The 13,102-nt window shown below is 70.6% G+C and carries 9 protein-coding genes and 1 pseudogene; 7 read left to right on the top strand and 3 right to left on the bottom strand.

Features of this window, described 5'->3' with window-relative positions; translation table 11 throughout:
- Position 1: 1 nt before the first annotated feature.
- From ACFZDJ_RS30020 to ACFZDJ_RS30005, 4 genes and pseudogenes are all read left to right on the top strand, one after another.
- Positions 2 to 535, top strand: a pseudogene (locus ACFZDJ_RS30020) (1,4-beta-glucanase); the annotation flags it as partial.
- 20 nt (positions 536 to 555) lie between these two features.
- Positions 556 to 2,403 (top strand): beta-galactosidase, encoded by a 1,848-nt coding sequence (locus ACFZDJ_RS30015; RefSeq protein ID WP_391063505.1) that lies wholly within the window; start codon positions 556 to 558, stop codon positions 2,401 to 2,403.
- The gene (locus ACFZDJ_RS30010; protein WP_391063502.1) at positions 2,400 to 4,646 is read left to right on the top strand and encodes a glycoside hydrolase N-terminal domain-containing protein; all 2,247 of its coding nucleotides are present in this window, start codon (positions 2,400 to 2,402) and stop codon (positions 4,644 to 4,646) included. The genes ACFZDJ_RS30015 and ACFZDJ_RS30010 overlap by 4 nt, the downstream gene beginning before the upstream one ends.
- Positions 4,647 to 4,681: 35 nt before the next feature.
- Complete coding sequence (locus tag ACFZDJ_RS30005) at positions 4,682 to 5,395, top strand: hypothetical protein (protein WP_168511683.1); 714 nt, start codon at positions 4,682 to 4,684, stop codon at positions 5,393 to 5,395.
- An 18-nt stretch (positions 5,396 to 5,413) separates the two neighbouring features.
- Here ACFZDJ_RS30005 and ACFZDJ_RS30000 read toward each other — a convergent pair whose 3' ends face one another.
- From ACFZDJ_RS30000 to ACFZDJ_RS29990, 3 genes are all read right to left on the bottom strand, one after another.
- The gene (locus tag ACFZDJ_RS30000; RefSeq protein WP_390933515.1) at positions 5,414 to 5,905 is read right to left on the bottom strand and encodes a hypothetical protein; all 492 of its coding nucleotides are present in this window, start codon (positions 5,903 to 5,905) and stop codon (positions 5,414 to 5,416) included.
- A 117-nt stretch (positions 5,906 to 6,022) separates the two neighbouring features.
- Positions 6,023 to 8,074, bottom strand: coding sequence for a TIM-barrel domain-containing protein (locus ACFZDJ_RS29995; protein ID WP_391063500.1), 2,052 nt, complete (start codon positions 8,072 to 8,074; stop codon positions 6,023 to 6,025).
- A 182-nt stretch (positions 8,075 to 8,256) separates the two neighbouring features.
- Positions 8,257 to 9,270, bottom strand: coding sequence for a substrate-binding domain-containing protein (locus tag ACFZDJ_RS29990; RefSeq protein WP_391063498.1), 1,014 nt, complete (start codon positions 9,268 to 9,270; stop codon positions 8,257 to 8,259).
- 318 nt (positions 9,271 to 9,588) lie between these two features.
- On the opposite strand from ACFZDJ_RS29990, the gene ACFZDJ_RS29985 reads away from it, so the two are divergent.
- From ACFZDJ_RS29985 to ACFZDJ_RS29975, 3 genes are all read left to right on the top strand, one after another.
- On the top strand, positions 9,589 to 10,395 hold the full coding sequence (locus ACFZDJ_RS29985; RefSeq protein WP_384912099.1) for an endo-1,4-beta-glucanase: 807 nt from the start codon (positions 9,589 to 9,591) through the stop codon (positions 10,393 to 10,395).
- Positions 10,396 to 10,569: 174 nt separating this feature from the next.
- Positions 10,570 to 12,501: an acyl-CoA dehydrogenase family protein gene (locus tag ACFZDJ_RS29980; RefSeq protein ID WP_390933512.1), complete on the top strand. Its 1,932-nt coding sequence runs from the start codon at positions 10,570 to 10,572 to the stop codon at positions 12,499 to 12,501.
- Between the two features lie 103 nt (positions 12,502 to 12,604).
- Positions 12,605 to 13,090 carry a hypothetical protein gene (locus tag ACFZDJ_RS29975; protein WP_391063495.1) on the top strand — a complete coding sequence of 162 codons (486 nt, stop codon included), beginning with the start codon at positions 12,605 to 12,607 and terminating at the stop codon, positions 13,088 to 13,090.
- Positions 13,091 to 13,102 lie beyond the last annotated feature (12 nt).

Here is a 13,102-nt window from a genome sequence, read left to right as displayed (position 1 = left end):
CATGCACGCGTCCCGACTGAGCCGCCGGACCGTTCTCGCCGGGACTGCGGCCGCCGCCGCGCTCACCACCGTGGCGCTCCCCCAGGGCCGCGCGCACGCCGCCGAGGTCACCGCCGCCACCCCCTCCTACCGCTGGCGCAACGCCGTCATCGGCGGTACCGGATTCATCACCGGCGTGCTGTTCCACCCGGCCGTACGAGGGCTCGCCTACGCCCGGACCGACATCGGCGGCGCCTACCGCTGGGACGAGCGCACCGCCCGCTGGACCCCGCTCACCGACCACCTCGACTGGAACCTGCTCGGTGTCGAGTCGCTCGCCGTCGACCCCGCGCACCCGGACCGGCTCTACCTCGCCCTCGGCACCTACGCCCAGTCGTGGGCCGGTAACGATGCGATCCTCCGCTCCGACGACGCGGCCGAGACCTGGGTACGGATCAACGACGAAGCCCACCAGTGGGGCTGGATCGGCGAGGTCATCACCGGAGACCCGCGTGTGTACGGCCGTGTGTACCTCGGTACGAACGGGCGCGGCATCCAGTACGGGGAGCCGGTCTGATGCCCGCGCCCGAAAAGAAGCCCCTGGCACCCACCCTCGCGCACGCCACCCGCGCCCGCATCCTCTTCGGCGGCGACTACAACCCCGAGCAGTGGCCGCAGGAGCTCTGGCCGGAGGACGTACGGCTCATGAAGGAGGCCGGCGTCAACTCCGTCACCGTCGGCGTCTTCTCCTGGGCCAAGCTCGAACCGACGCCCGGCGCACGGGAGTTCGGCTGGCTCGACCGGCTCATGGACCTGATGCACGAGCACGGCATCGGAGTCGTCCTCGCCACCCCCACCTCCTCGCCCCCGCCCTGGATGGGCCGGCTCCATCCGGAGACCCTGCCCCGCGACGCGGACGGCCGTGTCGAGTGGTGGGGCGGCCGCCAGCACTTCGCCCACTCCAGCGCCGTCTACCGGCGCCACGCCGCCGCCATCACCGAGGACCTCGCCGCCCGCTACGGCGGCCATCCCGCCCTCACGATGTGGCACATCAACAACGAGTACTGCACCTACGACTGGGGCGACGAGGCGGCCGCCGCCTTCCGGCGCTGGCTCCAGGGCAAGTACGGCACGCTCGACGCCCTCAACACCGCCTGGGGCACCGCCTTCTGGAGCCAGGGCTACGACGTCTGGGAAAGCGTCGTCCCGCCGCGCCACGCCCACTACATGAACGAGCGGGAGGACGTGGTCTCCGTCGACATCTATCCGGACCCGCGCGACCCGCTCGGCGCCCAGTACGGCGCGCTCATCCACGACATGACCCGCTCGCAGGCCCGCGGCGGCCCCTGGATGGTCATGGAGCAGGCGGCGGGGCCCGTGAACTGGCGTGGCGTGAACCACCCGAAGCCCCATGGGCTCAACCGGCTCTGGTCCCTCCAGGCCGTCGCCCGCGGCGCGGACGCCGTCTGCTATTTCCAGTGGCGGCAGTCCCGGCAGGGCGCCGAGAAGTTCCACTCCGGGATGGTCAGCCACGCGGGGGAGCGCGGCCGCACCTTCCAGGAGGTCAAGCGGATCGGGTCCGACCTCGCCCTGCTGAGCGCCAAGGTGACGGACACGCGGGTCATCGGCGCCGACGTCGCCGTACTGCTGGACTGGAACGCCTGGTGGGCGAGTCAGCAGGACGGGCGGCTGTCCTGCGAGGTCGACCACCAGAGCGTCGTACGCGCCTGGCATCGCGCGCTGTGGGAGGCCAACATCACCGCCTCCTTCGCCCACCCCGAGCACGACCTGTCCGCGTACAAGCTGGTTGTCGTCCCTCAGCTGTATCTGCTGACGGACAGGGCGATCGACAACCTCGTCGGGTACGTACGCGGCGGTGGCACGCTCGTCTCCGGATTCCTGACCGGCGTCGCCGACCAGGACGACCGGGTGCGGCCCGGAGGCATGGACGTGCGGCTGCGTGAACTCTTCGGCATCCGCACCCTGCACGAGTGGTGGCCGCTGGACGCCGACGAGAAGGTCGAGGCCGAGGGCTTCCGGGGCACGTTGTGGTCCGAGGAGATCGAGGCCGCGGACGACACCTACGCGGTCGTCCGGTACAAGGGCGGTGAGCTGGACGGTCTTCCGGCCGTACTGCGCAAGGGCCGCGCCTGGTACCTGTCCACCCTCCCCGAGCCCGAGGCGCTGTGGCCGCTGCTCGCCGGGATCGCCGAGGACGCGGGAGTACGGCCGCCACTCGACCACCTCCCGGTGGACGTGGAGGCGGTACGCCGGGGCGAACTGCTCTTCCTGCTCCACCACGGGCGGGACACGGTGACCGTGCCGGTGCCGGGACGCCATCGCGACCTGCTGACCGGCCAGGACGTCATCGATGCCGTGGAGCTGGGGCGGTACGGGGTCGTCGTACTGGAGGCAGCGCCATGAGCGATCCCGCCCACGGCTCCACGGACGAGCCCGTCCACGGCTCCACCGACGCTCCCGTCCACGGCACCTGGGAGCCGGCCCCCGCCGCCCGCTGGGAGGACGCCTTCCTGAGCGGGAACGGCCGACACGGCGTCATGGTGTTCGGTGATCCGAACGACGACCGGGTCATCGTCAACCATCACTCCCTGGTCCGCCCGAACGGCAGTGCGGACGCCCGGCCGCCCGAGCTGGCCGAACGGCTGAAGAGCGTCCAGGACCGGTTGCTGGCCGGTGACGTCGACGCCGGGGAGGACTTCACCGACGGGCGACCGCTGCTGTGGGTGCAGCCCTTCCACCCGGCCTTCCAGGTGCGGCTGCGCCGGGCGCCACGGGAGTCGCGCACGTACCGGCGCGAGGTCGACTTCACCACCGGTGTCGTCCGCGCCGAGTGCGGGGACCGGCGCAGCGAGGTCTTCGTGTCGCGCGCGGACGACGTCATCGTCCAGCACGTGACCGAGGCCGACCTCACCGCGGACGTGACGCTCGACCACCGACTGCCGGGCGCTCCAACCGATTTGACGGTGGGTCACAGTTCCGCCCTCACCGCCGAGGGCGCTCTCCTCACCCTGCGGGCCCGCTATCCGGGCAGCGGGCGGGCGTACACCGGGGTGACGCTCGCCGTGGTCACCGGTGGCCGGACGCTCACCGCGCCGCCCGGGATACGGGTCGAGGGCGCGCGTTCGATGCTGCTGCTCACGCGGGTACGGCGGCACAAGGGGGAGTGGGACGCGCTCGCCGAGGCCCGTGAGCTGCGCGCCCTGCTGCCCGACGACGAGGAGGCGTACGACCGTCTCCTCGCCCGGCACACCGCCCTGCACCGCCCCGCCTATCTGCGGGCGGGCCTGGAGCTGGGCGCCGACCCGGCCGAACGGGCGCTCCCCGGCTCGGAGTTGGTCCGCCGTCCGAAGAGCCCCGCCCTGCTCGAACGGCTCTTCGCGGCCGGTCGTCACCACCTGCTGTCCGCCGCCGGAATGCTGCCGCCACGGCTGACCGGGCTGTGGACCGGCGACTGGGACACCGCCTGGTCGGGAGCCTTCACCACCGACGCCAACGTCAATCTCCAGACGGCGTCGGCCGCGGCCGCGGCGCTCCCGGAGGTGTCCGAGGCCCATGCCGCCCTGATCCACGGCCAGTTGCCGCACTGGCGCGACAACGCCCGGGCGATCTTCGGTACCCGGGGTGTCGTCGCCCCCGCGCACACCGACGGCGAGTCCGGGCACATCTACCACCTCAGCCGCGAGTACCCGCTGCACGTGTGGACCGCGGGCGCCGACTGGCTGCTGAAGCCCCTCGTGGACCACGACGAGACGCGCGGCGCACGCGACCCGCGCCTGGCCGCCGCGCTCGCCGAAGTGGCGTACTTCTACGAGGACTTCCTCACCCGGACCGACGAGAGCGGCCACGTCGTGATCGTGCCGTCGTACTCGCCGGAGAACCGGCCCGCCACCGCGCGCTGGATCACCCTCAACGCCGCCATGGACCTCTCCGCGGCACGCCACGCCCTCCGCACGGCCGCCGACCACCACCCCGGACCCGACGCCGAGCGCTGGCGCGCGCTCGCCGACCGGCTGCCGCCGCACCGCGTCAACGCCGACGGGGCACTCGCCGAGTGGGCCTGGCCCGGCCTCGACGACACCTACGACCACCGGCACCTCAGCCACCTCTACGGCGTCTGGCCGCTCGACGAGATCAACCCGTACGACACCCCCGAGCTCGCCGCGGCGGCCCACCGTGCCCTCGAACTGCGCGGCGCCGAGAACGACTCCGCGCACGGCCACCTCCACCACGCCCTGGTGGCGGCCCGGCTGCGGGACGCCCAGCGGGTGGCGGGAGCCCTCGACAACGTCCTGGCCGGGGACTTCTTCCATGTCTCCCTGATGAGCGGCCACTACCCGAACCGGCACGTCTACAACGCGGACGCCGCCCACACGCTCCCCGCCGTGCTCATCGAGATGCTCGTCCAGTCCACGCCCGGACGGCTGGTCCTCTTCCCCGCGCTCCCCACGGCGTACCCGAGCGGCCGGCTCCACGGCATCCGCACCCGGTTCGGCGCCGAGGTCGACCTGACCTGGAGTCCCGGCGAGCGCACGGCCGTCATCCGCCCCACCCGCACCACGCGGATCGATCTCAGGACTTCCGCCGGCGCGCGACCGCTCGCCCTGAGCGCCGGAGAAGACTGCGTCCTCACCCTGGGGCCGCAGTAGCACCCGCAGTTCCCCCCACCCATGGAAGGGACACCATGGCAACACGGACACTCGGCAGGGCCGCCAAGGCCCTGCTGGCCCCCGCGCTCGCGCTCGGCGCCACCGTCGGCCTCGCCTCCGCCCCCGCCCAGGCGGCCGTCTGGAGCTCCTGCGAGCAGTACGGGAACACCAGCCTCAACGGGTACACGCTCTACAACAACATCTGGGGCTCCGGCGCGGGCAGCCAGTGCATCTGGGCCAACTCCGGTACCAACTGGGGGGTTTGGGCCAACCACCCCAACACCGGTGGTATCAAGTCGTACCCGAACGCCAAGAAGGTGATCAACAAGTCGATCACCTCGCTCGGCTCGCTCAGCAGCGGCTACAACGTCACGGTCCCGTCGTCCGGCGCGTACAACACGTCGTACGACATCTGGGACACCGGCTACAAGTACGAGGTCATGCTCTGGGTGAACAAGACCGGAGCCGTCGGCCCGCTCGGCACCTCGCAGGGCACCCTCACCCTCGGCGGCCACACCTGGACCGTCTACAAGGGCAACAACGGATCCAACGACGTCTTCTCCTTCGTGCGGACCTCGAACTCCAGCTCCGGCACCGTCGACGTCCTGCCGATCCTCAAGTGGATCAAGGACACCAAGGGATGGTTCGGCAACGTGACCATCGGCGACCTCCAGTTCGGCTTCGAGATCACGTCCTCGTCCGGCGGCCTGGACTTCGCGACCAACAGCCTGTCGGTGAGCAGTAGTTGACCGACACTCCAGGAGGCATCAGCGGCCCGGTCCCCGCGTCGCGCGGGGGCCGGGCCGTCGCGACACGAGCCGCGCGGCACCGGCACACCCGGCGCCGGCCAGCGCGAAGCCCAGCACGCCGGGGTTCAGGTAGCCGGGAACGGCGTCGGTGACATAGCTGTCGCCGTCCCCCGTCTCGCAGACGAACCGGAGGGGCAGATAGCGCACCGTGTAGTCGACGATGCCGGGGTCCTGCGCCCACTCCTCCCAGCCCGGTGTGCGACAGGGCCGCAGCGGTGCCGAGTCGGCGCCGTTCTCCTCCGCGTCCATGACCGCGCCGACCAGATGGAGCAGTCCCCACACGTACAGAACGGCCGTGGCGGCCCCCATGAGGGCGGCGACGACGCGCAGCCACACCACGCGGTCGGCCTGCCGCAGGCCGATCCGGCCGAGGGTGCCGAAGCAGTACCCGACGAAGGCGAAGGCCGCGACCAGGCTCCCCGGGACGAGCGGCAGGAGCAGGTACACCATCCGGTGACTTCAGCAGCCCAAGATCGCCTCGGCTGTGATGGAGGCCACAGTTCCGGCAACAGTAGCGTCACAGACCATGCGGGGGAGGCCCGCCCGGCCTCCCCCGTATGCGCGCGGCTACTCCGCCACAGGCAGCCGCGCCCCGTCCCGCAGGAACAGCGGGATGCGGTCCAGAGGGGCGTCGACGGTGACGGCCGCGCCGCCCTCGTACGTCTCACCGGTCCACGCGTCGGTCCACCAGGCGCCCGCCGGAAGGTACGCCGTACGCGCCGTCGCGCCCGCCGTGAGCACCGGCGCGACCAGGAGGTCGGAGCCGAAGAGGTAGGAGTCGTCGACCGACCAGGCGGCGTGGTCCTCGGGGAACTCGAGGAACAGCGGGCGCATCACCGGCAGCCCCTCCTCGTGGGCCTCCCGCATGACGTCCAGCACATAGGGCTTCAGGCGCTCGCGCAGCCGCAGGTACTTCTCCAGGATCGCGCCGGCCTCCTCGCCGTACGACCAGACCTCGTTCGGGCCGCCGGTCATGTCGGGGCCCAGCGGCATACCGGGGTCGCGGAAGCCGTGCAGGCGCATCAGCGGGGAGAGCGCGCCGAACTGGAACCAGCGGACCATCACCTCGCGGTACGCCGGGTCGTCGGGGTCGCCGCCGTGGAAGCCGCCGATGTCGGTGTTCCACCAGGGGATGCCGGAGAGCGCGGTGTTGAGGCCCGCGGCGATCTGGCGGCGCAGGGTCGCGAAGTCGGTGCCGATGTCGCCGGACCACAGGGCGGCGCCGTAGCGCTGACTGCCCGCCCACGCCGAGCGGTTGAGAGTGACGACCTCGCTCTCCCCGACAGCGAGCATGCCCTCGTAGAAGGTGCGGGCGTTCTCGCGGGGGTAGAGGTTGCCGACCTCCAGACCCGGGCCCGCGTGGTAGCGCAGGTTCTCCTGGAAGCCCGGCTTCAGCTCCGGCTCGCAGGCGTCCAGCCAGAAGGCCGAAATGCCGTACGGGTCGAGGTAGTTGTCCTTCACGCGCGACCACAGGAAGTCGCGGGCCTCGGGGTTCGTCGCGTCGTAGAAGGCCACCTGGACGGTGGAGGCGACCTCTTTGTCGGGCCAGTCGGCGTGGGCCGTCGGGCCGTACTCGGTGCCGATGAAGTAGCCGCGCTGCTCCATGAGCGGGTGGTTCTCGGAGAGCGGGGAGACCGACGGCCAGACGGACACGACCAGTTTGACGCCGAGTTCGGCGAGCTCGCGCTGCATCGCCGCCGGGTCCGGCCACTCCGCCGGGTCGAACTTCCAGTCGCCCAGGTGGGTCCAGTGGAAGAAGTCGCAGACGATGGCGGACAGGGGCAGTCCCCGTCGCTTGTACTCCCGTGCCACGCCGAGGAGTTCGTCCTGCGTGCGGTAGCGCAGCTTGCACTGCCAGAAGCCGGCCGCCCACTCGGGCAGCATCGGCGTACGGCCGGTGGCGGCGCTGTAGCGGCGCTGGGCGTCGGCCGGGGTGCCCGCGGTGATCCAGTAGTCGAGCTGGCGGGCCGAGTCGGCGACCCAGCGGGTGCCGTTGCCCGCGAGCTCGACCCGGCCGATCGCGGGGGAGTTCCACAGGAACGTGTACCCGCGGCTGGACGTGAGCACCGGGACGGTGACCTCGGCGTTGCGCTGGATCAGGTCCAGGACCGCGCCCTTCTGGTCGAACAGCCCGTGCTGGTGCTGGCCGAGGCCGTACAGCTTCTCGCTCTCGTAGGCGGCGAAGCGCTGCTCCAGGCGGTGATGGCCGTTTCCCGTCGGGGTGTACAGGCGCGGGCCGGGCCACCAGAAGTGAGCGCGCTCCTCGGCGAGGAGTTCCGTGCCGTCGGCCGTGCGAAGGAAGCGGAGCAGGCCCTCGGCGCTGACCTCGACGGTCAGTGTGCCGACCGTCAACCGGCCCTCACCGTCCTGGATCTTGACGGTGCTCTCGGTCACCTGCGGCTCGTCGAGGAGCGCGCCGGGGAGGCCTTCGAGTACGGGGCCGCCCAGGCGTGCGCGGACCCGGACCGCGTCCGGGCCCCAGGGCTCGATACGGACGGTCTCCTGACGTCCGCTCCACTCCAGCGCGCCGTCCCGCTCACGGAACGTGCCGACGGTCGGGGAGGACTGCGCGAGGCTGACCGCGCCTGACTGGGTCTGGTTTTCGGCAGGCTGATTCACGGGGGCGCTCCTGAAGGAATGCAGACATGAGGAATGCAGACATGCAGACATGGGGGTGCCCGGCGAGGAGGGCACAACGCTGGGTCTGGGGCGGTGCGGTGCGGTGTGATGCGGTGCGGTGCGGTGCGGTGCGGTGCGGTGCGGTGAAGGGTGGGGCGGGGAGTGGCGTGGCCGGGCCCCGGTCAGGCGGCGGTCGGCGCCGGGCCGGTGCTCGCCCGTACCGTCAACTCGGGTGCGATGAGCACGACTTCGTCCTTGCCATGCCCTTCCAACTTGGCGATCAGATGCTCCACGGCGAGCCGGCCCATCTCCTGCGCCGGGATGGCGACCGAGGTCAGCCGCACCGAGGCCTGTGTCGCGACCTGGTCCGGGCAGATCGCGATCACCGACACGTCCTCGGGGACGGCCCGGCCCTGCTGGCGCAACAGCGCGAGCAGCGGCTCGACCGCCGACTCGTTCTGCACGACGAAGCCCGTGGTGCCGGGGCGCTCGTCGAGGATGCGGGCGAGGGTCAGGGCCATCGCGTCGTACCCGCCCTCGCAGGGGCGGTGCAGTACGCGCAGGCCCAACTCCCTCGAACGGGACCGGAGTCCGTCGAGGGTGCGCTCGGCGAAGCCGGTGTGCCGCTCGTAGACCGCGGGGGCCTCGCCGATGACAGCGATGTCACGGTGGCCCAGCAGCGCGAGGTGCTCGGCGCACAGCGCGCCCGTCGCGCCGAAGTCGAGATCGACGCAGGTCAGGCCGGAGGTGTCGGCGGGCAGGCCGATCAGTACGGAGGGCTGGTCCGTCTGGCGCAGCAGCGGGAGCCGTTCGTCGTCGAGCTCCACGTCCATCAGGATCATCGCGTCGGCGAGCCCGCTGCCGGTGACGCGGCGCACGGCGTCGGGACCCTCCTCGCCGGTGAGCAGGAGCACGTCGTAGCCGTGCGTGCGGGCGTGGGTCGCCACCGCGATGGCGATCTCCATCATCACGGGTACGTACATGTCGGTACGGAGCGGAACCATCAGCGCGATGATGTTGGACCGGCTGCTCGCCAGGGCTCGGGCGCCCGCGTTCGGGTGGTAGCCGAGCTCCTGGATGCTCCGCTCGACCCGCTGCCGGGTGCTCGCGGAGATGGACCGCTTGCCGCTGAGGACATAGCTCACCGTGCTCGCCGAGACTCCGGCGTGCTGGGCGACCTCGGCGAGGGTGACCATCCAGCTCTCCAAGCATTGTGTGAAGCGCTTCGACAGTGCGCATTGCGGACAAGGGCGTGTGAGGGTGGCTCGACAGTAGCTCGACGGGTGGTGGGTGTCCATAGGTTGTCGAAGCGCTTCGACAGGATTCTTGCGGTGCGGGTCGGCAGTCGTCGTCGCGCCGCGCGACGGCACGTTCGCCGTGCCGCGCTCGGGCGTGCTTCCAGTGTCGGGCGCCGGTACGTTTCGCGCCCCGGACTTCGCCGTGCGGCGGCAACCTTTCGAGCCCCGGTGGTCACTGAGAAGGCGTACGCAGACCGTTTTCCGGAAGGACCTTCGATGCAACACCGCCGACCGCGCCTGTCCAAGAAGGCGAAGACGATGCTCGCGGGAACGGTGGCGCTCGCGGCCGCCGCGGGCGTCACCGTCGCCCAGGCGGGCGAGGCCGGCAAGAAGTGCGGCGCCTTCGACACCGTCACGATGGGCAAGTACTACGTCAACAACAACCTCTGGGGGCAGGACGACGGCACGGGCACCCAGTGCGTCTGGGACACCTCGCGCTCCGGCGACACCATCGGCTGGGGCACGAACTACACCTGGACCAGCAAGGCCGGCAAGGAGAACAGCGTCAAGTCGTACGCCAGTACCGTGCTCGGCTGGCACTGGGGCTGGAAGACCGACAAGGCGGCCACCGAACTGCCCGTCCGGGTCGGCGACCGCAAGCCGGTCAGAACCAGCTGGGAGTTTTCGGTCAGTTCCGACCCCGGCACCATGAACGTCGCGTACGACCTGTGGCTGCACGCCAGGAACAACGCGGACTGGCAGGACCAGCCCACCGACGAAATCATGGTCTGGCTCAACCGGCAGGGCGGTGCGGGCCCCCTCGGCACCAAGTACGGCAGCGTGAGCCTCGACGGCGCCATGTGGGACATCTACCAGGGCGACATCGGCTGGAAGGTGTACTCCTTCGTCCGCCGCACCAACACCACCAAGGCCTCCCTCGACCTCGACGACTTCACTCAGGCCCTGGTCCGCCGCAAGCTGCTCGGCAACGACAAGTACCTCTCCGGCATCGAGTCGGGCAGCGAGGTCTTCCGCGGTTCGGGACGGCTGGACACCAAGGCGTACTCCGTCGACATCGGCTGACATCCGCTGACATCGGCCGGCATCGGCGGGCATCGGCCCAAACTCATGGGGTACACGTTCACGCGAACGCGCGCGAGGACTGGTGGGCTCACCCGTAATCGGGTAAATACGATCGAGTAGAACCGATCGGTAACGAAGGTCCCCAAGATCCCTATGCGCGGCGAGGTGAGCCTCATGTCCGCAACACCCCACCAGCCCACCGTCACTGAACGTGAGGCACGTCAGGTCGCGGAGGCGGCCCGCGAACAGGACTGGCGCAAGCCCAGCTTCGCCAAGGAACTGTTCCTCGGCCGCTTCCGCCTCGACCTGATCCACCCGCACCCCATGCCCGCCGAGGACGACGTACAGCGCGGCGAGGAGTTCCTCGCCAAGCTGCGCGACTTCTGCGAGACGAAGATCGACCCGGCCCGTATCGAGCGCGAGGCACAGATCCCGGACGAGGTCATCGACGGCCTCAAGGACCTCGGCGCCCTGGGCATGAAGATCGACACCAAGTACGGAGGCCTCGGCCTCACCCAGGTGTACTACAACAAGGCGCTCGCCCTCGTCGGCTCCGCGAACCCGGCGATCGGCGCCCTGCTGTCCGCGCACCAGTCGATCGGCGTACCGCAGCCGCTGAAGCTCTTCGGCACCCAGGAGCAGAAGGACGTCTTCCTGCCGCGCTGCGCCCGCACCGACATCTCGGCCTTCCTCCTCACCGAGCCGGACGTCGGCTCCGACCCGGCGCGGCTCGCCACGACCGCCGTCCCGGACGGCGACGAGTACGTCCTCGACGGGGTGAAGCTCTGGACGACCAACGGCGTCGTCGCCGATCTGCTCGTCGTCATGGCGCGCGTCCCGAAGTCCGAGGGCCACAAGGGCGGCATCACGGCGTTCGTGGTGGAGGCCGGCTCCGAGGGCGTCACCGTCGAGAACCGCAACGCCTTCATGGGCCTGCGCGGCCTGGAGAACGGCGTCACCCGCTTCCACCGGGTCCGGGTCCCGGCCGCGAACCGGATCGGCCCGGAGGGTGCGGGCCTGAAGATCGCCCTCACCACCCTCAACACCGGCCGCCTCTCGCTGCCCGCCATGTGCGTCGGCGCGGGCAAATGGTGTCTGAAGATCGCCCGCGAATGGTCGGCGGCCCGCGAGCAGTGGGGCAAGCCGGTCGCCTTCCACGAGGCCGTCGGCTCCAAGATCTCCTTCATCGCGGCCACCACGTTCGCCCTCGAAGCCGTCGTGGACCTGTCCTCCCAGATGGCCGACGAGAACCGCAACGACATCCGCATCGAGGCCGCCCTCGCCAAGCTGTACGGCTCCGAGATGGGCTGTCTGATGGCCGACGAACTGGTCCAGATCCGCGGCGGCCGCGGCTTCGAGACCGCCGAGTCGCTGGCGGCGCGCGGCGAGCGGGCGGTGCCCGCCGAGCAGATCCTGCGCGACCTGCGCATCAACCGGATCTTCGAGGGCTCCACGGAGATCATGCACCTGCTGATCGCCCGCGAGGCCGTCGACGCCCACCTGTCGGTCGCCGGTGACCTCATCGACCCCGACAAGTCCCTCTCGGACAAGGCGAAGGCAGGCGCGAACGCGGGTGTCTTCTACGCCAAGTGGCTGCCGAAACTGGTCGCGGGCCCGGGGCAGCTCCCGCGCTCGTACGGCGAGTTCAACCGGCAGGTGGATCTCTCCCCGCATCTGCGCTACGTCGAGCGCAATGCCCGCAAGCTCGCCCGCTCCACCTTTTACGCCATGTCCCGCTGGCAGGGCCGGATGGAGACCAAGCAGGGCTTCCTGGGCCGGATCGTCGACATCGGCGCCGAGCTCTTCGCGATGAGCGCGGCCTGCGTCCGCGCCGAACACCTGCGCCTCACCGGGCAGCACGGCCGCGAGGCCTACCAGCTCGCCGACGCCTTCTGCCGCCAGTCCCGCATCCGCGTCGACGAACTCTTCGGCCGCCTGTGGAGCAACACCGACGACCTCGACCGCAAGGTCGTCAAGGGCGTACTGGCGGGCACGTACGAATGGCTGGAGCAGGGCGTGATCGACCCGTCCGGGGAAGGCCCCTGGATCGCCGACGCGACACCCGGCCCGAGCCGGAAGGAAAACGTCCACCGCCCCATTCGCTGACCTTTTCCCCAGGAATTCACTGCCGTCCCGGTTCGCCATTCCGCCGCTTGCCGCACCGAATATGTGCGTCGACAATGAGGAGAATGGCGAACGGGGACGGCAGATGCGCCAAGGAATCGGGGAAGAACACGGTCACGGTCTTTCCGCGCAGCTGACGCGCGCCCGCGCCGAGGCCCGGCGTCAGCTCGACGAACCGGATCTCGTACGGGCCCTGCGGACCGTCCGCAAAGAGGTGCGGCCGCTGGCGCAGAAGCTGCGCGAAGCCGCGCCCGAGACCTTCGAGGCGCACCGCGACGCCCTCGCGGTTCTCCTCAACGACTGCGCGCTCGCCCTGGTCGACATGGAGCCGCGCCCGCCGGTGCCCTCCTTCGACGCCGTACGGATCCGGCGCATCGACCTCCGTGACGTCGACGGTCTGCTGGACGCCGGACGGCCGGGGGAACGGCCCGTCATCCAACAACTCTTCAAGAGCGCGCTCGACGTGGTCGACGATCCCGTCCTGCGCGAGGTGATCAAAGCGAATCAGCAGGGCGTCCACATTCTGCAACGAGCCAATCACTGGATTCGGCTGCTCGCGGACGCCGTTTAGTTCTGGGGGAAT

Origin of the sequence: Streptomyces sp. NPDC007896 (genome assembly GCF_042959425.1) — a bacterium.
Classification (GTDB): Bacteria; Actinomycetota; Actinomycetes; order Streptomycetales; family Streptomycetaceae; genus Streptomyces.
The sequence above is the reverse complement of the archived record's forward strand: the minus strand, read 5'-3'. Positions and strand labels throughout refer to the sequence as shown.

What these genes read in the sequence shown, in the direction of transcription:
- ACFZDJ_RS30015 (WP_391063505.1), top strand. Translation starts at nt 556, where the DNA reads ATGCCCGCGCCCGAAAAGAAGCCCCTGGCACCCACCCTCGCGCACGCC.
- ACFZDJ_RS30010 (WP_391063502.1), top strand. Translation starts at nt 2,400, where the DNA reads ATGAGCGATCCCGCCCACGGCTCCACGGACGAGCCCGTCCACGGCTCC.
- ACFZDJ_RS30005 (WP_168511683.1), top strand. Translation starts at nt 4,682, where the DNA reads ATGGCAACACGGACACTCGGCAGGGCCGCCAAGGCCCTGCTGGCCCCC.
- ACFZDJ_RS30000 (WP_390933515.1), bottom strand. Translation starts at nt 5,905, where the DNA reads ATGGTGTACCTGCTCCTGCCGCTCGTCCCGGGGAGCCTGGTCGCGGCC.
- ACFZDJ_RS29990 (WP_391063498.1), bottom strand. Translation starts at nt 9,270, where the DNA reads ATGGTCACCCTCGCCGAGGTCGCCCAGCACGCCGGAGTCTCGGCGAGC.
- ACFZDJ_RS29985 (WP_384912099.1), top strand. Translation starts at nt 9,589, where the DNA reads ATGCAACACCGCCGACCGCGCCTGTCCAAGAAGGCGAAGACGATGCTC.
- ACFZDJ_RS29980 (WP_390933512.1), top strand. Translation starts at nt 10,570, where the DNA reads ATGTCCGCAACACCCCACCAGCCCACCGTCACTGAACGTGAGGCACGT.
- ACFZDJ_RS29975 (WP_391063495.1), top strand. Translation starts at nt 12,605, where the DNA reads ATGCGCCAAGGAATCGGGGAAGAACACGGTCACGGTCTTTCCGCGCAG.